Source organism: Fibrobacter succinogenes subsp. succinogenes S85, assembly GCF_000146505.1.
GTDB lineage: Bacteria > Fibrobacterota > Fibrobacteria > Fibrobacterales > Fibrobacteraceae > Fibrobacter > Fibrobacter succinogenes.
The window spans coordinates 3,355,576-3,378,798 of record NC_017448.1 but is presented as its reverse complement, the minus strand read 5'-3'; the positions used below and the strand labels follow the sequence as shown (position 1 = coordinate 3,378,798).

The 23,223-nt window shown below is 47.5% G+C and carries 14 protein-coding genes, 2 tRNA genes and 1 other RNA gene; 13 read left to right on the top strand and 4 right to left on the bottom strand.

What is annotated here, in order from left to right:
* Positions 1–177 precede the first annotated feature (177 nt).
* Positions 178–6,144, bottom strand: a complete 5,967-nt coding sequence (locus FSU_RS13920) for a cadherin domain-containing protein (RefSeq protein ID WP_014547001.1) — start codon at positions 6,142–6,144, stop codon at positions 178–180.
* Between the two features lie 235 nt (positions 6,145–6,379).
* Between FSU_RS13920 and ffs the strand changes: the two genes are divergently transcribed.
* An RNA gene (gene ffs, locus FSU_RS16160) (signal recognition particle sRNA small type) lies at positions 6,380–6,476 on the top strand.
* A gap of 87 nt (positions 6,477–6,563) precedes the next feature.
* Complete coding sequence (locus FSU_RS13915) at positions 6,564–7,187, top strand: histidine phosphatase family protein (RefSeq protein ID WP_014547000.1); 624 nt, start codon at positions 6,564–6,566, stop codon at positions 7,185–7,187.
* Here the strand turns inward: FSU_RS13915 and FSU_RS13910 are convergent.
* Positions 7,184–8,269: a DUF5683 domain-containing protein gene (locus FSU_RS13910; protein WP_155808803.1), complete on the bottom strand. Its 1,086-nt coding sequence runs from the start codon at positions 8,267–8,269 to the stop codon at positions 7,184–7,186. The genes FSU_RS13915 and FSU_RS13910 overlap by 4 nt on opposite strands.
* A gap of 137 nt (positions 8,270–8,406) precedes the next feature.
* On the opposite strand from FSU_RS13910, the gene FSU_RS13905 reads away from it, so the two are divergent.
* The 3 genes from FSU_RS13905 to FSU_RS16360 all read left to right on the top strand — a co-directional run bounded on the left by FSU_RS13905 (position 8,407) and on the right by FSU_RS16360 (position 10,980).
* On the top strand, positions 8,407–8,940 hold the full coding sequence (locus FSU_RS13905) for a CinA family protein (RefSeq protein ID WP_157747960.1): 534 nt from the start codon (positions 8,407–8,409) through the stop codon (positions 8,938–8,940).
* 42 nt (positions 8,941–8,982) lie between these two features.
* Positions 8,983–10,086, top strand: a complete 1,104-nt coding sequence (recA, locus tag FSU_RS13900; protein ID WP_014546999.1) for a recombinase RecA — start codon at positions 8,983–8,985, stop codon at positions 10,084–10,086.
* Positions 10,087–10,203: 117 nt separating this feature from the next.
* Positions 10,204–10,980 carry a hypothetical protein gene (locus tag FSU_RS16360; protein WP_155808802.1) on the top strand — a complete coding sequence of 259 codons (777 nt, stop codon included), beginning with the start codon at positions 10,204–10,206 and terminating at the stop codon, positions 10,978–10,980.
* Here FSU_RS16360 and FSU_RS13895 read toward each other — a convergent pair.
* Positions 10,900–11,883 carry a hypothetical protein gene (locus tag FSU_RS13895; protein ID WP_015732277.1) on the bottom strand — a complete coding sequence of 328 codons (984 nt, stop codon included), beginning with the start codon at positions 11,881–11,883 and terminating at the stop codon, positions 10,900–10,902. The genes FSU_RS16360 and FSU_RS13895 overlap by 81 nt on opposite strands.
* Positions 11,884–11,963: 80 nt before the next feature.
* Here FSU_RS13895 and FSU_RS13890 point away from each other — a divergent pair, with 80 nt between their 5' ends.
* The 8 genes from FSU_RS13890 to tgt all read left to right on the top strand — a co-directional run bounded on the left by FSU_RS13890 (position 11,964) and on the right by tgt (position 20,039).
* Positions 11,964–12,407, top strand: a complete 444-nt coding sequence (locus FSU_RS13890; RefSeq protein ID WP_014546998.1) for a hypothetical protein — start codon at positions 11,964–11,966, stop codon at positions 12,405–12,407.
* 192 nt (positions 12,408–12,599) lie between these two features.
* Positions 12,600–15,473: a TIGR02171 family lipoprotein gene (locus FSU_RS13885; protein WP_014546997.1), complete on the top strand. Its 2,874-nt coding sequence runs from the start codon at positions 12,600–12,602 to the stop codon at positions 15,471–15,473.
* A 118-nt stretch (positions 15,474–15,591) separates the two neighbouring features.
* The gene (gene tpiA, locus FSU_RS13880; protein ID WP_014546996.1) at positions 15,592–16,353 is read left to right on the top strand and encodes a triose-phosphate isomerase; all 762 of its coding nucleotides are present in this window, start codon (positions 15,592–15,594) and stop codon (positions 16,351–16,353) included.
* A 33-nt stretch (positions 16,354–16,386) separates the two neighbouring features.
* Positions 16,387–16,884, top strand: a complete 498-nt coding sequence (gene secG / locus FSU_RS13875) for a preprotein translocase subunit SecG (RefSeq protein ID WP_014546995.1) — start codon at positions 16,387–16,389, stop codon at positions 16,882–16,884.
* Between the two features lie 149 nt (positions 16,885–17,033).
* Positions 17,034–18,395 (top strand): UDP-N-acetylmuramoyl-L-alanine--D-glutamate ligase, encoded by a 1,362-nt coding sequence (gene murD, locus FSU_RS13870; protein WP_014546994.1) that lies wholly within the window; start codon positions 17,034–17,036, stop codon positions 18,393–18,395.
* Between the two features lie 99 nt (positions 18,396–18,494).
* Positions 18,495–18,578, top strand: a tRNA-Leu gene (locus FSU_RS13865).
* Positions 18,579–18,731: 153 nt separating this feature from the next.
* A tRNA-Leu gene (locus FSU_RS13860) sits at positions 18,732–18,815 on the top strand.
* Positions 18,816–18,899: 84 nt separating this feature from the next.
* A complete protein-coding gene (gene tgt / locus FSU_RS13855) occupies positions 18,900–20,039 on the top strand; it encodes a tRNA guanosine(34) transglycosylase Tgt (RefSeq protein ID WP_014546993.1) in 1,140 nt (379 codons plus the stop codon).
* A gap of 305 nt (positions 20,040–20,344) precedes the next feature.
* Here the strand turns inward: tgt and FSU_RS13850 are convergent, their stop codons facing one another.
* Positions 20,345–23,071, bottom strand: coding sequence for a cellulase family glycosylhydrolase (locus FSU_RS13850; protein WP_015732276.1), 2,727 nt, complete (start codon positions 23,069–23,071; stop codon positions 20,345–20,347).
* Between the last annotated feature and the right edge of the window lie 152 nt (positions 23,072–23,223).

Here is a 23,223-nt window from a genome sequence, read left to right as displayed (position 1 = left end):
ATGAAATATAGTAACGGCTATAACGAAAGCAATGTCAATTCTTGTAAAAAATGTAAGATTTCGGTATCATTTTCGCCGATTTTCGGGGGAGATTTCTTTTTTACTGTATCATGCGTATTATATGAGAAAAGGGTGGAACCGAAGTTTCACCCTACAATTTATCAACAGGCGATTCACCTAGTTATTCACGGGACGTCTGTAACCGAACGACTTGAGGAGTTCATCGCTAGACTTGATGATGGCGTTCTTCTTCTTGCTGGCTTCGTCCGCACTGATCGGCGGGAGCGTGCAGCGAAGCTTGGACGTCATCTTGACTTCGGTCTTGAAAAGGTAGGCACCTGTACCATAGAGGCGGCCATCCTTCGTCCTCACGTCACCGTTTTCATCCGGCTTCATTTCGAAGAAGAGCTTCAAAAGACCAGCGTCGTTCACATAATCCGGATCGTCAAGATCGTAATCGAAGCTGTAGTGGTCCGCAAACACACCCGTATTCGAATAGACCCAGACATTCACCCTGAGCGTCGTCCAGTAGAGGTTCATCTTGCTGTAGTCCGAAGTCATGGACTTCTTGAACTCGTCTGTGCAGTATTTGTCAACGTATTCGCTCACAGAAATCTTCTTACCGTTAGCGGCGTCAACACCTTCCAGAGCAATCATGCCACCGTTGCTTACGATATCATCCAGTGTTGCCAGTCCGCCCAAGGCATTCACGACAGGCACACGAGCATCGACCGTGAGTGTCGGTCCGAGGTGACCTTCCAGGCCTGGGTACGGTTCCTTTCCAGAACCTTCCTTAGACTTGCCCTTGATTCCGACAATAGCTTCCGTTTCGGCATTTTCCTTATAGTTGTAGAACGTCACGCTGTAATTCTGATCTTTCTTGGGCGGGTTCTTGTCAAAGTACTTTTCGACAGAATCGCGATCGACAAGCGTTACCGGCTTTTCAACATCGATTTCAATGTTCTTGGCCTTCTTGACCATGACCGTCACAGAATCGCGGGATTCGTTGCCGGCCTTGTCACGGAATACGCGGATAATCGTCTGAGATCCATTGTCAAGGCCTTGCACGCGAAGAGTATCCTGTTCCACGCCATCAACGGTCCACTTGACTTCAACAAAGTTTGCTGTAAGCACAGCCCCTTCGGACGGAGATTCAATCTTTACAACCGGACCCTTCTGGTCAAGCACGATAAACACATCTTCTCTAGAAGTGTTACCAAACTTGTTCACGTAGGTGTAGCCCACGTTGTAACCGATATTGCCATCGCTGTTCTTTGCAATCTTGCCCTTTTCATCGAGGAGGTAAGAGACATCGACAGTATTGCCACTCTTATCCGTATAGGTGTAAGATACTTTATACGAACCAACCACATCGTCACCATCGGCGGAAAGCACAGACTCGCTATCCGAGAGGCCGGTTTTCAAGTTCACGCGTTCACCAGTAGAGGCGTCAGCGAAGTAAGAAATCGTGACGTTTTTATCTCCAATCTTTGTCGTGTAAGAGACTTCAATAACAGCGACTTCCTTCGTCTTGCCGTCGGAGGTAACAACAGTACGCTTGACATCGTTACCTTTCTTGTCGGTGTAGTAAGAGACCGTAACCTTAGTATCCTTGATGGTTTCGGTATAAGTATTCTTGTAATAGGAATCGTTTTCAGGAACTGTGGTAATTCCCGAAGCAGGAGACTTTTCGCGAGTCACCTTGGTATCTGCAATACCCTGGATATTCTTGAATTCCTTCGACGAAACAGAAACCGTATCCAGTTCCAGCTTTACAGTGAAGGACTTCGTCACGTGAGATGCAGTATCCTTGACAGTCACCTTGATATCGTTCTTCTTTTCGTTCACATAGATAGCGGTATCATTCTTGGTAGCCTTTTCAACAACCGTGTAAATGTTGTCTGCAGAGACATCGTCACCGTTAGCAGAAACCGTTACAATCGGGGCTGCATCGCTGTAGCAAACCACAACCGTATCGGCACCCGGATCGTTCTTGGTCGGGTCCTTGAATGTCTTGATGATAGTGTTGCAACCCTTCTTGAGAGAATCGGTACTAGACTTGGTCTTGCCATCAGCAGTCCATTCAATGTCTACAGCCGGACCGTTCACAAACACGGAGTCGGGCTTGAGATAGACAGAATCCTTATATTCAACGCGAGTAATCTCGACCTTAGACTTTTCGAAGACATCCTTCACCTTGACCACAACCTTCTTGGTCGAAGTCAAAGTCTTGTCGTCCTTATCTGTCACACGCACGGTAATCACGTAAACAGAATCAGATTCGTAGTCAATCGGCTTCAGAAGAATGACATCGCCATTCGACTGGACAGAGAACACTTCGCTTCCATCCGTATTTTCATAGACATTGTTGCGGAAATCAGGATTCTTGGTATCCGGATCGTCCTTATCCGTCTTGACCGTGCTAAACGGTTTATTGATAACCTGGTCTTCGCTCACATAGATGGTATCAACCTGGACAGATGGGGCTTCATTCACGTCAACAACCTTGATGGTTACCGTAGTATCGGAGAAACCATCGTGTTCGTCACGGATACGAACCTTGAAGGAATAAGACTCAGTCTTTTCGTAATCAAGCTTTGCTGTTGCTGTAACGGTGAACACTCCTGTAGCAGGATCCAAGAAGAATTCATTAGTCGAATGACCTTCTTTATCGCCATCCATGATGAAGAAGTTGAATGTCGTATCGGGGCCATCGATATCTGTGCCACTAAGAGGTTTCTTAAGATTTGTACCGACAGTATCGCTTTCAAGAACAGTGAATACGATTTCATTCAGGAACGGAGGTTCGTTCACGTTCAAGAGTTCAACGGTAATCGTACCTGTTACAGAAAGGTTTTCATCGCCCGAAACATCATAGACACGAACCGTCAGTTCATAAATCTTTTCTTCAGTTTCGTAGTCGAACTTACGCGTCGTCGTCAGCACGCCCGTTTCCGGATCCAGATAGAATCCGTCTACTTCAGTCACGAGTTCAAATCTGTCGTTGCGGAACCTCTTGGCGGTATCAAGATCGTCAAACTTGAGGGTTGTAATTTCATAACCCTTCTTATCTTCAGGGAACGTAATCTTTTCGGTCGGTTCAACAAAGATGGGCTTTTCATTCAAGTCATTTAGCTTAATGACAACATCGGCAGTATCGGTCTGCACCACCTGGCCAGCAATACCGGATTCATCAGAAGCAACGACCTTCAATTCATAGACGTTCTTCGTTTCAAAATCAAGTACAGCATCCTTACCAACAGTGATAACACCCGTATTCGGGTCAATCACAAACGACTTGGATTCATCCAACAAGATATAGGTGATGGTAGCGCCAATCTGCGTTGTCTTTGCGTTGATGGCATGATCCATTTTCACCAAAGTGCTTTCCGGAGAATTCTCATTCACAGAACCATTGTAAGCGGCATAATCGAACTTCGGGCCGTCATTGACATCCGTCACGACAACCGTGAATTCCATATCATCGTAAAGGTCCGGATAAATATATTCGCCAGTAGTTGCATCCTTGTTATCGTCATGGACTCTGAGCGTAACCTTGTACGTATTCTTCATTTCGTAATCAAGAACGACGCCATCCTTAGTGCGAAGGACACCACCCGGAGTCACGTCAAAGACATCAACATCGCCAGCGATGATATCGACCCTATTATTAAGGAACGGGCTCGTTGCACCGGCATAAGTATCGTAATCCTTAAACGCGACCGCATCCGAAGCGAACGTTTCGTTTTCAGCAATAAAAATTTGCTTTTTGTCGGTATCGGCGTAATCGAAGTAAGGTTTTTCGTTCACATCCGTAATGTCAATCGTGAAAGTAGCGTCCGTGCAAAGCAAGGTATTGAACGAGGTTGCCTTGGTGTCGCAAAGTTCCACCTTAATCGTGTACTTTGTACCAGCCTTTTTCCATTCTTCGTAATCGAACGGTTCCACACCGTTCTTCATCGTTACAACACCCGTCGTCAGGCCAATGTCGAACAAGTCCTGAGCCGTACCACCCGTAATTTCGTAGAAGTAAGCGTCGCCTTCGTTATCTTCGGCCTTGATTTTACCGGCCATTGCCTTTGTTGCATTTTCGGGAACTGCAAGTTTAGTCTTTTCCAAATCCACGAAGTGAGGCGGCTTGTTGTTGGAATCCACAAGTTTGACCAAGAGGCCACCTTCGAACTTGTTACCCGAGATAACGGCACCGTTCAAGTTCATAATCTTGAACAACATGTATTCATCGCCTTCAATCTTGTCATCATCGACAACATGAAGCCAAGAAGAATATTCAGGAACGGTCGGCTTACGCTGACCCTTCTTAATAACGATGTGTCTAGACTCGCCAAGATGGCAAAGAGGCATTTCATGGTCAGTATTAGACTGAATTTTCTTTTCTGCAATTGTGATACCCAAGTCAGCAGGTTCGGCAAACGAACCCGATTCACTCTTGAGAGCTTCATACGCGCCCCCAGTTGTATCAAGATCTATACCGAAGAACGCAAAGCAGTAATCAAAGGAAACTTCGGTGTGGGCGGTATCCGTCAGGGCGAATTCCATGTCGTACCACTTATCCGTTTTTTCCTTAAACTTGTCACCAGCAAAGACGTTTGTCTTGATTTCAGGAGAGTTGAACGGAACATAGTGGAATTCACCATTAAACTTAGATTCGAACTTAAGCTTTTTCCCTGCAATCAACTGACCTGCAACACTAAGGTGGTCATTTATAATAAAGTCACCCGAGGTAATAAAAGTACCTTGGAATTTTGCACCTTCACCACCATCTTCTGAACCTTGATACTTAAAAGCCTTCCATTCAACATCGGCAGTTGTATAGAACAAAAGATTACCAGCATAATTCGAATCAGCTACTGGAGTTATGTTAAGCTTGTCTAAATTTACCCATACGTCTTTACCACTTCCATCATTTTCAATCCAATAAGGTTTATCTTCTGATTGAATCGATATTCCATGTATATTGTATTCAGGTTCATTAAGATTTTCCCACATTTGAGTCGTATTATTCCAAGTAGCATCGTCATTCACAATAGCAACTTGGATTCTCAAATTGTTGGCAGAATTTTCAAAATTAAAGCCATCCCTAGAGAAAATACGGGTCAAACGCCCTGTTTTTTTATTCGCATTATGTTTATTCGAAGGCATCAAGATATAAATAATTTCGCCCGGCGATCCACCGGCCTTAACATTTTCTACATACTTGTCATACCAAACTTTTTTGGGACTTTGTTTCAAATCCGCATCTGTTATGGGAGGGACATGAACAAAGACAATCTTTCCAGAATTTCCACTAACATCTATAGCAGGCTCCCAATTTGTAATATTTTCCATTAAAGGAACGGAAAGTTTTTTTTCGGGTGTAGGAACATCTTCTGGACATTCACTAAACGAGCCATCTAAATACTCATTAGGATAATCTTTGCCATTTAAAAGAGTATTACAGTAAGACTTACATGTAGCATCGTCATCCGAGCAAGGTACTAGGCAAGACAATCCAGGCATTCCATCTTTATCCAAATTCCAGTCCGCATAAACTTTTCCACCACTTTGATGGACATTGTGGATAAAACGCTGCGCAATGCTAGTCGAATTAGCTAAATCATCCGTACGATTGGGGCTGTCAAAATAGATTTGGTTTTCAAAGCAGTAGTTCCCCTCATATTTGACGTTCTGGGCATTATACCAGCCCGCAAGCACAAGCCAGCCTGCACGAACCGGCCCAACCAGTAGGGAGTCGAAATCGGCACCCATACCTGGATAACTGATTTCGATATCGTTACCAGAAACAATCGGGCCGCCAAGCGTGTGGTATCCATTACGGAAATAGACTTTACCTTTAGCCGTTCCAGTATAACCACTCGGTTCAGCAATTCTGAAATCCTCTTTATTAAAGATAACAGAATCAGTGCCCCAGAGTTTGTACTTCATGAGCTCGTTCCAGAGGTACTGGTTTTGGGCTTCATCGGTAACGGCGGCACCATCCTTTTCAAAATGAAGAGGACTCAGCAAGACGGTGTCTCGTTCAACTTCGGGCAAATCATCGTCGTCTGCCATAGCAGGGACTGCCAGCCCTAGTGCGGCCGCCAGTGTGCTCAAAATTGTTCTCAAATACAGATTTCCTTTTTTCATAACAAACCCCGAATAAGAAAAATCCAGTTTTTTATGACCTCAAACACCTAATACTGAATATAGTAACAAATTTTTAACAGTAAAACATTAGTTACGCAGAAAAGTACAAAAAATGGGGTAATTTAGACCACTTTACAAGACATATCACACACTCTCTGTATTATATGGGATAATTTGTTCCACACAAAGCGTAAAACACCTTGAAAAAAAAGTATTTTGATTCTATATTTCAGAGTCCTAGGCCCTGCGCAATGATTATTTGCGGGCAACTCGCCAGGGCGAAAGCAGCAACGGACTTGCGGATCTTTATGTGCTCAGGTAGCCTAGGATTTTTTTTAAAACGCCCCTCACGGGGCTTTTTTATTTTTGGACCATAAGCGAACCCCTGTTTACTAACCACTAACCACTGTTGACTAAAAATGATTCTTTGGACGATTCGACATACCAAGCCTTACAATCCGAAAGACGTTTGCTACGGAAGGCTAGACTTTGACGTCTCCCCCACTTTTGAAGATGAATCCGACAAGGCGCTCAAGGCGCTCGTAGAATCAGGAGCAAAGCCGACTCGTTTGTTCTCAAGTCCGCTCATCCGCTGCACCAAGTTCGCAGACAAGGCCTCTAAAATGCTCGACTTGCCCGTCGAAAAAGAGCCTGCGATTATCGAACTCAACTTCGGGACATGGGAAGGCCAAAAGCTGACGGAAGTTCCACGCTCCGAGATGCACGCCTGGACAAGCGACCTCCGCGGCTACCGCTTTCCAGAAGGCGAAAACTTTTACGATATCGACAAACGTGCAGGTGAATTTTTGGATAAGCTCCCCGATGATGGAGAATTCCTGTGCATCACGCACGCAGGCGTAATCGCCGCACTGCAGCATTCTCGCTGCGGACTGCCGGACGAAGTCTTCGTTGAAGGGATGTTTACCTATGCCATGGTGACGCGCTTTGAATTTACTCGTAACGCAGATGGAATGTACCACGGAACGTTCACGAAGATTCACGACGGCATACCAATGCCCTCGCTTAAAATGGAAAAAGCTTAAAAATCCAAAGACATCAAAGCTTGGGCGCCACCGTTAAAATTCGGGAGGACGGCCATGTGCAAGGGATTGTCGAAATCGCTTAGGAGCGCATCTACAGCAGCATCAGCAATGGAGTACAAGTAAATTAAGACTCCGCCCCAAATATACGTGTTACGGTTTTTGCGATAATACGTTATACGTTCTGTAATTCGATCGTACTCTTCGGACTTGGGATTTTCTTTTTCGACCAAGTGTTTACGGTCAAGGTAATAATTGACCATGTTCTGCGAAGTAGAAACACTTGCAATCGCTCCGAGAATACCCATATAGACAAGGCCCGCCTTGCCAAAATCACGGTTGAAAATCTGCCCACCACCCGGCAAAAGTCCCCATAGAACAGCAGTCTTCATGTCGCGATATTCAGTACTTCTGTAATTATTATTGTACCAGATGCCAAAAGTATCAAACATTCCGTACAAATGCACACCGATGAGCCAAGCCACCTCTGCCTTGCGTACATCTTCCTGTTCCATTTTTTTATCGCTCTGCGCTCGCACACGTTCTAGGAATTCCAGACGCTTTGCATGGTACGTTGCAATACTATCGCGGGAAGCCTTGTTTTTATTGGCCTCCAGCACCTTCGTCGTGAAATAAAGGACAGAATCTTGGAAGGGGCGAGCACGGTCCAAAAGTCTATCGCGCTGGTAAGACCTGTTAAAAAAGACATCGTAAATCAGCAAGCCTTCAATGCCTGTCAAGAATCCGCCACGAACGTAATGTTCCGTGTAATACTGGCCGCCACCCGGGAGGAGGCTAAAAAGCATGGCATACTTGAGGGAATTGCGCTCTGTCGGGATATCCCATTCGTTCACAGGGAGCGTATCAATTGCCAAAATTCCCGTTTTGCCCTTCACCAGCGGAGTCGCAACAACTTCAAAATTTTCTTCAACAGGCGCTTCTACCGAATCATCGTCGTCAGACTCATCTTCTGCATCTGCCGCAGGCACACTGACCGAGTCGGAATGAACTACGGGTACCGTAGCCTGTGCGAAAAGCGATACACACAGCGCCAAGAGTGCCATTATAGATGATTTAAGAGCCATTGAGGGCGAATATAGAAAAAGATTCTTACAAAGTCGCAACAGCACGCCGAAAGTTATTTAATTTTTCCGCGTTATTTTTTCAAGTTTTCATTAAAATGTCTGTTTTTGACATTTAATGTTTTTAACTTATGGGTGTAATGATGAACGAAACGATCAATATCGAACACGAAATTCACGAACTTGCCATGAAAATCAAGGAAGCTCTGATCAAACGAGGCGAGATGATGGCGACTGCGGAATCCTGCACGGGCGGGCTTATCGCATCAAGCATCGTCAACGAGCCTGGTTCTTCTGCGATTTTGAAGGGTGGAATCGTAGCCTACCAGAACGAAGTCAAGCACGAAATGCTGGGAGTTAGCGATGAAATCCTCGAAAAATACGGTGCGGTCAGCGAACAGACCGTAAAAGCCATGGCAGAAGGCGCCCGCAAGAAATTCAATTGCGAATGGGCGGTCGCCACTTCGGGAATCGCGGGTCCAACCGGAGCAGAACCGGGAAAACCTGTCGGTACAGTATGGATGTGTGTCGCCAATAGTTTGCAAAATGAAGCTTTTTGCGAAATTTTTGCAGGAAATCGAGGCCAAATCCGAGAAAAAAGCGTGTATATGATAATGAGCAAGCTCCTTTTTTTGCTGAATAGCCAAAAAAGCACTTGCACAAAAGTTCACTAATTAGTATATTAACAAAAAACAAAGATAAAAACGGAGTCAACAATGGCCAAGAAAACAACAACACCCACCAGCAACCTTTCCAGCGAAAAAGCAAAAGCAGTCGAAGCAGCAATCGCCCAGATTGAAAAGAATTACGGTAAAGGTTCCATCATGGCCCTCGGTCAACAGCCTGTCGAAGACATCCCAGTCATCCCGACGGGTTGCATCCAGCTTGACATGGCACTCGGCGTGGGAGGATTCCCCCGCGGCCGTATCATTGAAATTTACGGACCTGAATCTTCTGGTAAGACGACGCTTGCCTTGCACGCCATCGCCGAAGCCCAGAAACTCGGCGGCGTAGCAGCATTCATCGATGCAGAACACGCTTTTGACGCGGTCTACGCCCGCAAGCTCGGTGTCGATATCGAATCGCTCCTCGTGTCCCAGCCGGATACCGGCGAACAGGCTCTTGACATCGCCGAAACGCTCGTGCGTTCTGGCGCCATCGACATCATCGTCGTGGACTCTGTGGCAGCCCTTGTGCCGCAAGCCGAAATCAACGGTGAAATGGGCGACAACCACGTGGGTCTCCAAGCTCGCCTTATGTCCCAGGCTCTCCGCAAGCTCACCGGCATTCTCTCCAAGTCCAACACCTGCATGCTCTTCATCAACCAGCTCCGTATGAAGATTGGCGTGATGTTCGGCAACCCGGAAACGACCACCGGCGGTAATGCCCTCAAGTTCTACGCCACACAGCGTATCGACATCCGCCGCATCGCCGCCATCAAGAACGGCGAAGAAGTCATCGGTAACCGCACCCGCGTAAAGATTGTGAAGAACAAGGTCGCCGCTCCGTTTACCCAGTGCGAATTTGACATACTCTACGGTGTGGGCATTTCTCGTGAAGCTTCCATCCTAGACCTCGCCTGCGAACTCGACATCATCCAAAAGAGCGGATCCTGGTTCAGCTACAACAACGAACGTATCGGCCAGGGTCGCGAAAATACCCGTCTCTTCTTGAAGGACAACGCCGAACTCTGCAGCGAAATTGAACAGAAAATTCGCGAAAGCATGAAGGACGTAGAACTCTTCAAGCTCGGTGAAAACGACGCAGTTGATCTTGGCGACGACGGTGACGGCGAAGCCAGTATACAAGAAGAAGCTTAATAGCGAATTTTCTTCCTGAAAAAACATAAACCCCGACCTTTCCTTCAGCCATTGGGATGGGTCGGGGTTTTCTTTTATATAAAAATTTATCTATATTCAAAATATATGATTCAAGGCATGAAAATAACGGTTATCGCCCTTTGCGTTTCGACCGCCACTTTAATGGCCAGCAGCAACCAGCAAAAAGTCTGCCCTCGCCTTTTAACAAATGCATCCATGATAATCAACATCGAGGGGAAGTTCGTCAACGAAGAACGCAACAGGACAAGAGCCTCCATTGAATGGAGGCACCACAGCGATGCGCTCGATACGTTTTTTGTAAAGCCTAACGACAGCCGACCGTTCACCTACATCACTGCAGGCAAATACCGTTACATAGAATTTGAAGAGGGCAAGATTAAAAGGCAGCTTGGTCTCCACCATCTCCGTGAGAATATCGGCCTCACCCCCTTAAAGCTTGACGATTTGGAGCTCCTTGCAAACGGCTACTTCAAATGTCCAGACACTACAAAACTTGAGCCTAATAAAAACATTCTTGCCACAGCAGCCTCAAACACCTGGTGGAGCCTCGTCGTCGATTCTCTCCCCAATCCAGAGAAAGCGGTAATGCGAGGCGCACCAAAATCTCCGCGCTATTTTTCGCTTGCCAACTGGAAATCCTATGCAGGGGAAACATTTCCGACATTGGCGAGCGTTTCGGGAGAAAACTACAGCGGAAGTCTCTGGATTAGTTCAGCCTATCCGTCGCAAGCTCTTGAGCTAGCTCCAGAAAACAAGCCTGTCAAGCCCAAAATTCTTTTGCCGGTACCCAAGTTATTTGGAAAAATTGCTGTGGAAGGGGAAAGAAAAATACCCCTGATACTCAAGCTGAATCAAAAATTGCTGAGCGAATGAACCATTATAGAAACGCTTCTTATCGCGACTCCACATGCCACCCTTGACTATGACATTGCGGAGTCCATCATTCCACGAAATGTGGGATCCGAGCAGCACCATTCGATAGCTTAACGATTCCTTTTTGACGCTACCACCACTGCGCAAAAGGCCCGTTTTCAGGTACATGCCTTCATAGACGAAAGCCACATTTTCGCTCAAGGGAAAACGTCCAAAGCTCTGGATTTCTACGATGTAATCGCGGCTAAATACCGGAATATTGCGTTCGTAGTCGTAGCTTTTTCCTTCAAAGTCTGTGCTGATATCGGAAAGTACATAATGCGCCCCGATACCGATAACGCCACCATGCGGCAAGGAGTAGCTAATGTCAATGCTCATGTCAAAAAGCTGGGCATAGTCAAAATCAGAATTCGAATGCCCCACGTTGTCCAGAATGTACTCGGAATTCCAGGTTTCTGCAATGTGGCCGCCACCCTTGACATCGGCATTGACCATTTCCAAATTAGACTTGAAATAGAAATAACTCTCGTAGACAAAATTGAAATCAATCTGCGGATTCACTCGAAACGGACGAAGCCCAAGACCGGCACGGTACCCTCCATAGAACGGTGAAACTTCTACAGAAGCTTCCATTTTGAGGTACGCCGATGCAAAGCCGAGCGGTTCCCCGTAATTCAACAATCCCAAAGGTTCAAGCCACGTATAACGCACTCCCACATTTGCCTGAGGCACCCACTGTCCCCATACAATCGGCGTGTTTACCATCCCCCCCCAAGACAAGTTCGGTCCGTAACGCAAGCCGACCAGGCTAGACTGGTCTACACCCACGGCACCAAAGCAAAGGGAACTCCAAATCGCGACATTAAGTAAAATAATTTTAAACAAAGCGTTAATCTTATTCATTTCAGTGTAAAATCTAAAAATTATTTAGCTACTCGCGCAATAAATTCTTATTTTGTGGTCATCAAATACAAGGAGATCCAATGAAATTTTCACATCTGTGCGCTATTTCCTTCGGTGCGCTCATGCTCTTTGGTTGTACGAACAGCAAGTATTCGTCGCCGGTGTTGATTGAACGCGGTGTCGGTCAGAACGAATACGAACGCGAGTACTTCATTTCCAAGGAAAGCATGGGCATCGACAAGCACTTGCAGAACACCTTCAAGCAGGGTTACATCGAAGAAGGCATGACGACCGACATGGTGAACCTCCTGTGGGGACCTCCCGATCACGAAACTGCCGATGGCATGGTCTGGGAATACTACACCGCTGAAGGAAAGCTCATCACGCGTCTCTTCTGGAAGTATCCGGAACAGGCTCGCTTGAAAGGCTACGAAGGAGAAAAGGTCCTCGACAAGATCGAAGGCGACCGCTATGGTGGATCTCCGGCTCCGAGCTCTGCTCGCTCTAGCACGTACGATCACTAATCGTTGCTTATAAACAACTGCTCCCCTTGGTTTAACCGCCGAGGGGAATTTTTTTTTGCAAACGCCTGTGTTTTTGAGTTGTCAAAACTTTTTTTTTAAGTTACATTTATGTTTACATCAGCAAAAAAGAGGCTGAAATAAATCAATCTCTTTTTTTAGAAGTTTTGACCTTAACTAGCGCAATTTGGGGAAATGAAAAAGGCGATTACTTTCGGCGTTATTTCATTGTTGGCATTCGGTCTCTGGACAAGTTGTTCCCATAGCAATTCTAGTGAATGTCACAATGACATTGAAGATGAAGAACCATCCATAGAAGGTTTTGTAAAGCAGAAAGGTCCTAAAACGGTATCTTTGACAGACGCCTCTGACGAATCTAACGTTACGATGACGGTCCAACTGGATTACGACTTCTACATTAGTCGCACCGAAGTAACTAGAGAACAGTACGCCGACCTCATGGGTGGCAATGTACCGGAAAAAGAAAAGAACCTCCCCAAAGTCGATGTTAATTTCTACGACGCGGTTTTGTACGCCAACGCATTAAGTAAAAGCGAAGGGCGTGACACCGTATATACTTATGCGAATTCCAATTTCACCCCCTCGGGAAGGTGCGTATTTCTAGAAGGACTAGCCACTCACTACGAAGTATCTGGCTATCGACTACCAACGGAAGCCGAGTGGATATATGTCGCCAAAAAATTCTGGGATGTTGAAAATTCCTGGAATGCAGATAATTCTTCATCAGAGGCACACGAAGTTTGTTCCATCCCCGGACTAGACGGTTCGAATGTCAAATTTGAAGAAAATCCAGATGTTGTCTGCAATATGACAGGAAATGTTGCCGAATGGGTGGATGGATGGCTTGCGGATTTTAAAGACACGACACTGACAAACTATGTTGGCGCCTCCGCTCCCAATAGTTTAAAAGAAAACATGATAAAGGGCGGAAACTATCGGTTGTCACCCAACGACATCAATATCAACACGCGTCGAGATGTGTATCCTATCGCGATGAATTCTAGCGCTGATTATGTAGGTTTCAGGCTAGTGCTTGGAGCCATCGACAATCCACTTCAGCTAGACCCCTCTGGGAAAGTGAATACAGTCAAGATAAACATAGTAGCAACCACAGAATCTATTTTGGAAACTTTAAACGCCAAAAAAGCAAAGGCGAAACTCGTATTTAGAAACGATGTTACCGAGAAACTGACATTAATCGATTACACCAAGAATGCTTCCAGGGCCGTTGAAATTGAAAATGCGACAAGCGCATTCCATCCTGACGTATCTCCCGATGGCAATTATGTCGCGTTCAGCACCCAAATTGAAGGACTACCCGGAAAATCAAAAGTTTATGTTTGCCACTTGGATTCCGCCTGTTCCGGGAAAGTAGAACTCCCCGTAGAAAATGCCGCTATACCGCGATTTAGGGTATTAGAATCCGGCGATACCGTTATAGTGTATGTATCTGATGCAGGAAGCAACAAGGATTCCTTGACTTGGGCTGGATACAGCACTTGGGTTGTACCTTTCGCAAGGGGAAAGTTCGGCACGCCCCGGCTATTGCTAAAGGGAAGTTTTAACGGAGGCGTAACAGAGGGACTTGCGGTAACCGGTTCGAAGCTTTTGCGTGTCGCCACTTGGAACGAGCCTGACAAGGTTAAATACGACGTCTGGTACAACAAAGAACAGGCCTGCAACGTTTCTCTTGCCAGCGATGGTTCAAGCCGGACTTTATTCCTCGATTTTGGTGGTTCTACAGGTCAAAAGTTTGTCGGCCAAAAATACGGGACTCACGAACAAATTCTTGTAATGGATAGCAAAGGAAAGTTAGTGGATGCAGTTGCGTCCCCAGCAGGCTATTCCTATGATCATACGGAATGGGTGACCGGCAAAAATGCTGCAGTGGCAACACTTACCGACAAAAACATGTCCCATAAAAAAATTGTCTTAATAGACATGGAAACGAAAAAAATTGTTGAACTTGTAGAAAGCGATGAATTATGGCATCCGGTTCTTTGGATAGAACAGTCTACGCCTGCGGTCGAAAAAAGCAGCTCTTCTAGCGAAATCGCCCCCAATAGTTCTTCAAGCGGAAATTCCGAACCAGAATCATCAAGTTCCAGCAAATACAGCCTAGTCTTGGATCCCGACAGCGCCGGAATATACGCATTCAGCTACGCCCAGTTCAAGGACTTCATTATACGATACAAGATGGAACTTTTGTGGCAGTTTGCCGATTCCGCCAATGTAGTTGTCTTAGGGTCTTCGCGCCCTCTAAACGCTGTTTACCCCACAAGACTTAACAGCAAATTCACTGGGGTAAACTTAGGTCTTGCTTCATGCACGATCCATATGTCAAAAGACATCTTGATGAAATACATTTGGCCCCACTACAAAAAACTGAAGTATGTGGTAGTGTCGCTCGATTTGGATTTTTGGTGGAAAACAGCGTCTGCCAAAGATAACAACTGGTTCGCAGACAACGACGCTAATGCAAAATACCTGTTATATCCTGGATTCGTATATGACAAGAATCATGATTACTGGGCAGGTGAAGAAGATATTACACCTTTATACGAGGCTACGAAAGAAGGCATACTCTATCCGTCGCCAAGTCGTTGCGACAATATTATCGCATCCAGAGGTCAATTGCAAACTTCTTGCTCAAAATCGTGGCCAGGGGCAAACTTTGGAGCAACCATTAGCGATCCTGGACAAGAAATCATCAACAGCTCTATGAATTCCCTAAAGACCATCATTGAAGAGTCGGCCAAACGAGGTGTAACAGTCATCGGGACAATCCTCCCACAGTCTCCTGCATACAAAAATTCCTCGATGTTTGGTTACTCAGGTATGAACCGCAGTATAACCGATTCTCTAATCGGCGAATTCGTCAAGATGGAAAAGACATATTCGAATTTTGTCCTGTTCGACGAAAACAAGGACGGTCTACACGACTACACCAATGGGATGAACGAAGACTCGCAGCACCTTTGCGATGAAGGAGCCAAGCTCTACACTTACCGTTTGGATTCCCTTTTGCTTAAACTTGACAACAGGTAGCAGATCTAGGCCGTAAGAAAGGCTAAAAGACCTCCTGAAACACAATCCTGCCTACTCAAATCCATAAAATTTTCTACATTTACGCGCGTTAAATTTTAAACCTCTCAAGGAGTTAATTATGCGTCAGTATATCATTGCTGGTAACTGGAAGATGAACAAGACCGTTAGCGAATCCGTTCAGCTCGCTAAGGATATCGTGGAAGCCGTCAAGGACGTGAAGAAGACCGAAGTCGTGATCGCTCCGACTTACCTCGCTGCTGCTAAGGTTGCAGACGTCGTGAAGGGCACGAACGTGAAGCTCGCTATCCAGGACATCCACTGGAAGGACCAGGGCGCATACACTGGTAAGGTTTCCATTGACATGGTCAAGGAAATCGGTGCTGAATACGTGATCATCGGTCACTCCGAACAGCGTCAGTACTTCCACGAAACGGAAGAAACCGTGAACCTCAAGGTCAAGAAGACTCTCGAAGCTGGCCTCAAGCCGATCATCTGCATTGGTGAAACTCTCGACCAGCGCAACGGCGGCATCCTCAAGGAAGTTCTCGGCCTCCAGATCAAGGGCGCTTTCAAGGACGTTTCTGCTGAAGACGCTGCTAAGTGCGTTCTCGCATACGAACCGGTTTGGGCAATCGGTACTGGCGTTACCGCTACCGACGAACAGGCTGAAGAAACTCAGGCTTACGTCCGCTCCGTTGTTAAGGAAATCTACGGCGAAGCTGTTGCAGAAGGCATGCGCATTCAGTACGGTGGCTCCATGAAGGGTGCCAACGCAGCTGGCCTCCTCGCTCAGAAGGACATCGACGGCGGTCTCATTGGTGGTGCAGGCCTCAAGGCTAACACCTTCAAGGAAATCATCGACGCTGCTGAAGCCAAGTAACTTTTAACGATTTTAACGAAAGGAACGTCACAAATGACAACTCTCTTTTGGGTATTGATCGTCCTCCACGTGTTTCTCTGCTTGTTCCTCGCTCTCCTCGTTCTCGTCCAGAACGACAAGATGGGCGGCTTGGCAGGTCTCGGTGGCATGACTTCGCAATCTGCATTTTCTACCGCCGGCGCAGCGACCTTCATCCAGAAGTTGACCCGTGTCGTTGCTGTGATTTTCTTCATCGTGGTTTTCGCTCTTAGCCTTATCACGGCAAAGCAGGATCAGACTGTTGAAGAATCGACCATGCAGAAGGCAACTCGAGAAAGCGCTGCAGAACAGGCTCCTGCCATTCCGACTCTCCCGGCAACATTCAACGCTCCGGCTGAAGCAGCTCCTGCTGCACCGGCTGCCGCTGAAGTCAAGGCAGAAGCTCCGGTCGCTCCTGCCGCCGAAGTGAAGGCCGAAGCCGCTCCGGCTCCTGAAGCTGCTGCTCCGGCAGAAGCTCCGAAGGCCAAGAAAGGCAAGAAGAAAGCCAAGTAAAAGTTTAGATTGACTTGATTTCAAGTCGGTCAAACCGCATTCAGAAGTCCGCCCTCGAAAGAGAGCGGATTTTTTTGTTTTTGATTATTCAAGCACCCACTTTTGATAAGGGTTGCTAAATTTTAATCGGATTTACATCAAGGATTTTTATGCAAAACACACTCGTTTCTCCGGTTGGAATTTTGGGCTTTGGCGTTGAAGGTCAGAGCACGTTGCATTACCTTTTCCGCGAAGGCATCAAGGACATTGTCGTGATGGACAAGAACCCGGTGACACTCCCGGATGTGCCTGCGGGCGTGAACGTCAAGGTCAGCAGTGGTGAAAACTATTTGGACGGGCTCAAGGACTGCGTGACGGTCGTGCGTTCGGCTGGTGTTTATCCGATGAGTCCGGAGCTTTTCAAGTTCCAGATGAACGGCGGACTCATGACGAGCCAGATCCAGCTGTTTTTAGAACAAACTCAATCTAAAGCGACAGTAGGTGTCACGGGAACGCTCGGCAAGGGTTCTACCGTGAGCATGATCAGCCACATTTTGGACAAGTGTGGTAAGGCTAACGCCATCGGCGGAAACTTTGGCGTGCCGGCATTGGACTTGCTTGAAGACGAGACTCCGGACCGTATCAGCATTTTAGAACTTTCAAGCTTCCAGCTTATGACTTTGTCCGTATCGCCAGATGTAGGCGTAGTGTTGCGTGTTTCAACGGAACATTTGGACTGGCACAAGAGCGTTGAAGAATACCGCGATGCAAAGGCTAATCTTGTGCGCTGGCAAAAGCGCGAAGGCACGTGCGTTTATCTGAAAGACGCGGAGCCGACGGCAAAGATTGCATCGGAAAGCCCGGCCAAGACAAAGTACGCAGTAAGCCTTGCCGATGGTGCAAGCAACGGTGACGGCGATGCCGTGATTGACGGAGCAACACTTACGATTGACGGTTCTACGCTTTACCTCGCCGACTGCAAAGTGCGAGGCATTTACCAGCTCGAAAACATGGCTGCGGCAACGCTCGCCTGCAAGGCTTTGGGTGTTAAAGTTGCCGATGCATTTGAAGCGCTCAAGAGCTACGAAACGCTCCCCTTCCGCATGGAATTCAAGGGCGAAAAGCGCGGTATTGAATTCTACAACGACAGCTACGCCACACGTCCGGACGCAACGATTGCGGCAACAGGCAGCATGAAGCGTCCGTTTGCGTTGATTCTCGGCGGTTCTGAAAAGAACGCTGACTTTACGGAACTTTCAGAAATCCTCGTGAAGCAGCGCCCAAACCTGAAGCGCGTTGCGCTGATCGGTGCAACAGCCGAGCGCATGCTCGCAGACTTGAAGAAAGCTGGCGTGGACGAAGCGGGAATCAAGACCGCCATCTTCCCCACGCTCGAGGATGCTTTTGCAGATAGCTTGAACATTGGCGAAGGCGGAACGGTCATTATGAGCCCCGCATGCGCAAGCTTTGGGCTGTTCAAGAACTACAAAGTCCGCGGGCAGGTGTTTGACAAGCTTGTTGCAGAGGTATAAGGCAAAGCCCTCGCGCAAAAAAATTGATAAAAATGCGCACAAACCCCTTTACAAGATCAAACATTTAAACTAAATTTGTGCCGTTCCGCTAAGGACCACGCGGTCGTGGTGGAATTGGTAGACACGCTAGCTTGAGGTGCTAGTGGGAGCAATCTCATGACAGTTCAAGTCTGTCCGACCGCAGAAAAAGACTCGATGAAAATCGGGTCTTTTTTGTTTGTTGTATCGCCCCAAACATGACGCGACAACATCGAAAAAAAATCAATTATTTTTGCAACAAGAGTTTCCAAAATCAAAAAATTATACTATCTTTGAGTTCGTTCCGCTAAGGACCACGCGGTCGTGGTGGAATTGGTAGACACGCTAGCTTGAGGTGCTAGTGGGAGCAATCTCATGACAGTTCAAGTCTGTCCGACCGTAGAAAAAGACTCGATGAAAATCGAGTCTTTTTTATTTGCATTGGCGCCCTTTCCCACTCCCCTATAAAATTCTACATTTGCGACCATGAACCGTTTTGAACTGAAAAAGACGTCGAAGAAATCCAAGGCCCGTCTAGGAGTTTTGCACACCGACCACGGCGACATCCAAACGCCGATTTTTATGCCGGTAGGCACTGAAGCGACCGTAAAGGCCGTAACGCCCGCACAACTCAAAGAAGACATCAAGGCACAGATTATCCTCGCCAACACGTACCACTTGTACTTGCGCCCCACAACGCCGAAGATTGCTGCCGCAGGCGGCATCCACAAGTTCATGAGCTGGAACGGCCCGGTGCTCACAGACAGTGGCGGATTCCAGGTGTGGAGCTTGAAGGAACTTCGCAAGATTAAGCCCGAAGGCGTGGAATTCAGAAGCATTTTGGACGGTTCCAAGCACTTTTTTAGCCCGGCAAGCGTGATGAACGCCCAGCGCGAAATTGGCGCTGATATCATCATGGCGCTTGACGAATGCACTCCTTACCCGAGCACGGTCAAGGAAGCGGAACACAGCTTAAATTACACGCTCCGCTGGACCGCCGAAGCGATGGAATGGCTCAAGGAACATCCGCCGATTCACGGCTACGATCAGCAGTTCTTTGGCATCATCCAGGGTGGCATGCACACGCACTTGCGCAAGCAGGCCATCGAACGCATCGCAGAACTCGGCCCCGATGGCTACGCCATGGGCGGACTTTCCGTCGGTGAACCGACCGAAACAATGTACGAGATTGCAGACTTCTGCACGGACTACTTGCCGACAGACCATCCGCGCTATGTGATGGGCGTCGGAACGCCGTGGAACTTGCTGGAATTGATCGGTCGCGGCGTTGACATGTTCGACTGCGTGATGCCGACGCGCAATGCCCGTAACGGCATGCTCTTCACAAGCGAAGGCGTGCTCCGCTACAAGGCAGCCCGCCACGCCGAAGAATACGACAAGCCAGTCGACCCGAATTGCGACTGCTACTGCTGCCGCAACTTCAGCCGCGCCTACTTGCGTCACCTGCACCACGCCGGCGAATCGCTCGGCTACACGCTCGCCAGCATCCACAATTTGCACTTCTACCTGCACTTGATGCAAGAAGCGAAGGACCACCTTGCCGATGATACTTTTGAAGAGTGGGCCAAAGCTAAATGCGAAGTGTTGCAAAGAAACCTTGAATAAAAGCCTTTGTACTTTGGGAAAAGGTAGGTTTTAGGGAGGGCGTGAGCCCTCCCTTGTCATAGATGCCTTGCGATAAGCAAGATCGAACCCAATGGGCAAAAGCAAAATGCGAGGTATTGCAGCGAGACTTGCAATAAGGAATGTTTAGGGAGATGCCCGCTCAGTGGCGGGCATGACAATTCGGGAGGGCGCAAGCCCTCCCTTATCATTTTCAAAGCATGCAAAAACGCCCCGGACTAAATGTCCGGGGCGTTTTTGATGGTTACTTAAGCGCTCCACACGAGAGCGGGGAGCGCCATCAGTCTTTACTTGATGGAGATACGAGCAGTCTTTGCTGCACCGTTCATCATCACACGCACAACGTAGTTGCCGTTAGCCATGTTCTTGAGAGAGAACTGGTTTGCACCGGCAGAGACGTTAGCAACACGGCTGTCAACAACGTGACCCATCATGTCGAACACCTGGATACGTGCTTCACCAGCCTTTGCAAAGTTCACGTTGAGCATATTGCCCTTGAAGCCGACCTTGATGCCGCTAGCAGCGCGAGCAACCGTCTTGAAGCCGACCTTCGGCACTTCGACGCACTTGAGATCATCCACATAGAGGTAGTTGATTGTCGGCTGATAGACAATGCCCTTGTAGCCAATGACTTCCCAAGCCATCTTCTTGATAGCACCCCAGTTGAGGTCCTTCGGATCTTGAGTCCAGTTCGGCTGAGCAATGTCTTCGATATTGATGACCATGGTCTTCCAAACCTGGGAATCATCAAGCGGATATTCGTGGTAAGCGTAGTCCGTCACAGAACCATCCTGAACCTTGAAGGTATGAGCGGAACCCTTGTAACGGTAGCTGATAGCACCGCACTTGCTCAAGTCAATACCCTTGGAGGTATCAGCATTCGTGTTGAGGCCGAGAGCCACAAACGGAGCTTCCGTATAGGTTCCCTGATCCCAATTGATGTCCTTCAAGCCCACAAAGCCCTTAGTGCCATTCGTCGGATCTTCAGTACCCGGGAAGGCAACCACATAGCCACCAAGCTTCTGGTCATAGACGTTAGAAATAGAGGACTTTCCACCCGGTTCCTTATCCGTGTAAGCGTACCAGGTACCCTTTGTCTTGAGAACTTCGTCAAGATCTTCAACATCGTCGATATCGACAACAGTCTTGTAGGTTACCGTAGCAGAAGAACCCGGAACGATTGCGCTAGAAGAAGAAGTTGCCTTTGCGCTGCTAGAAGAACCAGCAACAACAGAAGAAGAGCTCTGACCAACTGCAGCACTAGAAGAGGACTTCGGATTTTCGCTAGCACCACCGCTAACGGCAGTGAAGGAAAGACCGTCGCACTTCACGTCATCCACATAGAGGTACGGATACTTGGGCTGGTTCATATCGTCCGGAACCTTTTCGAGGCCCTTGATTTCCCAAGAAAGACGAGTTGCGTTTTCCATCTTGATCGGCTTGGAGCGAGAATCGTCACCCCAGGTTTCCTGCTTCAACATATCCGTCGTAATTTCGACTTCCTTCCAACCTTCAGAAGCGTCCTTGTTCACGCGGTGATAGTTGTAGTCGGTAACATCGGTCGTTTCGATGGCGAAGTTATGGCTTGCACCCTTGTACTTGTACTTGATGGTCTTGCACTTGGAGAAGTCTGCATAAGCCTTCGGGGAATCCTTTGCTGGTTCCTTCAAGAGCGTGAGGAACATCTTGATGTACGGACCGTAAGTAAGGGAACCCTTACCGATCTTAACATCCTTAAGGGCTGCAACATACTTGGACGTATTCTTGGTATCGCCGCTGACCGGGTAGACAACCTTATAGGTCGTGTTGCCAAAGTCATCTTCAATCTTTTCGTTAGAAATAGAGCTTGCGCCACCGTTTTCCTGGTCTTCAACAGCAGCCCATGCACCACCGAGGTAACCATAACGGTCGCCATCTTCCATGTCATCGAGAATGGAAGTTGTAGCGCCATTGGCAACGCCAGCAGAGAAGCCACTTTCTTCAGAAGCAGAACCATTCTGGAGGCCGCAATCCTTATAAGATGCACCACCGAGCTTGCCCTTCACATACTTACCAGAATTGGTGTAAGTGAAACCATTTTCAAACACGGCATTAGCAAATGCAGCAGAAGTTTCGTTCATGGCAGAAGCGTTCCAGTTCGTCCAGGACACGCCCTTCTGAGCCATCCATTCTACCCACTTGTTGCTGGAGCCTTCATCCGGCTGGCCATCACCGTTAGCATTGACGGTACCCCATTCGGTAGCAAACACAGGCACACCTGCAGCCATAGCCGTTTCTGCAGCCTTGTTGTAACCGCCATCGCCCATATAGTGAGTTGCGGCATAGAAGTGGAGCGTACAACCATAGTTCTTGTCGTTGATGCCTGCGGAAGCGCAAGCATTCGGCTGGCTGGACCATCCCGGGCTACCCACGAGGATGAGGTTATCAGAATACTTACGAATTACCGGAATAACCTGATCGGCATGCTGCTTCACGGCTTCCATGCTTCCGGTCGGTTCGTTCCAAATTTCGAAAATCACGTTGTTATACTGGCCATATTCCTGAGCTGCGTATTCAAAGAACTTGACAGCGTCAGACGTAAAACCGTCAGAGCTTTCGATGTGCCAGTCGATAATCACGTAAATGTCTTTGTCAATAGCAGCGTTCACCACAGACTTGAGCAAAGCCTTCTGGAAGCCTTCGCCACCCGTCGTGTAAGAACGGCCCGAGCTGTTGAACTTTTCGTCAGCGGCACCAAGAGCAAAACGCACAACTTCGATACCCATGTCGTCAACCAAACGGTTGATGCCCTTTTCAGAGTAGAAGTCGGTAGAATAGGTGTTGCCCGAGCTCCAGAAGAGGCTCATACCCTTGACTTGAACAGCCTTTTGAGAGTATTCCGGGCAAGAACCAGAAAGCTTGCCACCATTTGCGACGAGTTCACCGTATGTGCTCACCGGACCAACACGGCTAGCAGTCACTGCCATGGCAGAGGTCACGGCAGCGCACGTCAATAATGCGAAGACTTTTTTCATAAACATCCTTTTGGGTTCACCCAATCTCCGCAATCACAAATCCCAAGCGAAAGATATATAATATGGGGTTACTATAGTTGTAATTAATTTGGAAACATTCAAAAACGCTCAAAAAACGGCATTTTGATTAAAAATGTTTACTAAAGTCAGTA

Bases quoted from the DNA above. Each gene is read 5' to 3' on its own strand.
- FSU_RS13895 (WP_015732277.1), bottom strand. From the start codon at position 11,883: ATGAATAAGATTAACGCTTTGTTTAAAATTATTTTACTTAATGTCGCG.
- FSU_RS13885 (WP_014546997.1), top strand. From the start codon at position 12,600: ATGAAAAAGGCGATTACTTTCGGCGTTATTTCATTGTTGGCATTCGGT.
- FSU_RS13890 (WP_014546998.1), top strand. From the start codon at position 11,964: ATGAAATTTTCACATCTGTGCGCTATTTCCTTCGGTGCGCTCATGCTC.
- tpiA (WP_014546996.1), top strand. From the start codon at position 15,592: ATGCGTCAGTATATCATTGCTGGTAACTGGAAGATGAACAAGACCGTT.
- FSU_RS13915 (WP_014547000.1), top strand. From the start codon at position 6,564: ATGATTCTTTGGACGATTCGACATACCAAGCCTTACAATCCGAAAGAC.
- tgt (WP_014546993.1), top strand. From the start codon at position 18,900: ATGAACCGTTTTGAACTGAAAAAGACGTCGAAGAAATCCAAGGCCCGT.
- FSU_RS13850 (WP_015732276.1), bottom strand. From the start codon at position 23,071: ATGAAAAAAGTCTTCGCATTATTGACGTGCGCTGCCGTGACCTCTGCC.
- secG (WP_014546995.1), top strand. From the start codon at position 16,387: ATGACAACTCTCTTTTGGGTATTGATCGTCCTCCACGTGTTTCTCTGC.
- FSU_RS13905 (WP_157747960.1), top strand. From the start codon at position 8,407: ATGATGAACGAAACGATCAATATCGAACACGAAATTCACGAACTTGCC.
- FSU_RS13920 (WP_014547001.1), bottom strand. From the start codon at position 6,144: ATGAAAAAAGGAAATCTGTATTTGAGAACAATTTTGAGCACACTGGCG.
- FSU_RS16360 (WP_155808802.1), top strand. From the start codon at position 10,204: ATGAAAATAACGGTTATCGCCCTTTGCGTTTCGACCGCCACTTTAATG.
- murD (WP_014546994.1), top strand. From the start codon at position 17,034: ATGCAAAACACACTCGTTTCTCCGGTTGGAATTTTGGGCTTTGGCGTT.
- recA (WP_014546999.1), top strand. From the start codon at position 8,983: ATGGCCAAGAAAACAACAACACCCACCAGCAACCTTTCCAGCGAAAAA.
- FSU_RS13910 (WP_155808803.1), bottom strand. From the start codon at position 8,269: ATGGCTCTTAAATCATCTATAATGGCACTCTTGGCGCTGTGTGTATCG.